The organism is Streptococcus sp. M334 (assembly GCF_000187745.1).
Classification (GTDB): domain Bacteria; phylum Bacillota; class Bacilli; order Lactobacillales; family Streptococcaceae; genus Streptococcus.
On record NZ_GL732505.1, the window covers coordinates 1 to 811 of the forward strand.

General features: G+C 39.1%; 1 protein-coding gene. It reads left to right on the forward strand.

Annotated elements, in window-relative coordinates:
* Nucleotides 1-811 (forward strand): Rib/alpha-like domain-containing protein (locus tag HMPREF0851_RS16360; RefSeq protein ID WP_000322392.1); only part of this gene is annotated, 811 nt, incomplete at both ends.

Consider the following 811-nt stretch of genomic DNA (forward strand, 5'->3'; position numbering starts at 1 on the left):
GTGAAACAAGGGGATAAGGTACTTGTTGAAGTACCATCTACAGTACGTGTAGTGGAAAGCTATCCTAAATATGTACCAGTAGATCCAGCTAAGAAACAGCCAGATCCAAAAGAAAACATTAATCCAAATGATTTCCCAACTGGAACAACATTTGAATATAAAGATAACACTCCAGTAGATACAACAACTGCAGGTGAAAAAGATGTGACAGTTGTAGCTAAGCTAAATGGTCAACCGATTGCAGAAGTTCCTGCAAAAGTAGTCGTAGTAGATCCTAAGACACAATACGTAGTAGCAGACCCAAGCAAACCACAACCAGATGCTTCTAAGAGCATTGATCCAGAACAATATCCAGATGGCACAACATTTGAGTACAAGACACCAGTAGACACAACTACACCAGGTGAAAAAGATGTGGTTGTTGTTGCGAAAGATGGCGAAGATAAACTTGTAGAAGTACCAACAAAAGTGAAGGTCGTACAAGGAAATCCACAAATCGTTCCAGTGGATGAAGGTAAGAAACAGCCATCTCCTGAAGATAGTATTGATCCGAATGATTACCCAGATGATGCGACATTTGAGTATAAAGAAGAAGTAGATACATCTACACCAGGGGATAAGAAAGTTACTGTTGTTGTGAAACAAGGGGATAAGGTACTTGTTGAAGTACCATCTACAGTACGTGTAGTGGAAAGCTATCCTAAATATGTACCAGTAGATCCAGCTAAGAAACAGCCAGATCCAAAAGAAAACATTAATCCAAATGATTTCCCAACTGGAACAACATTTGAATATAAAGATAACACTCCAG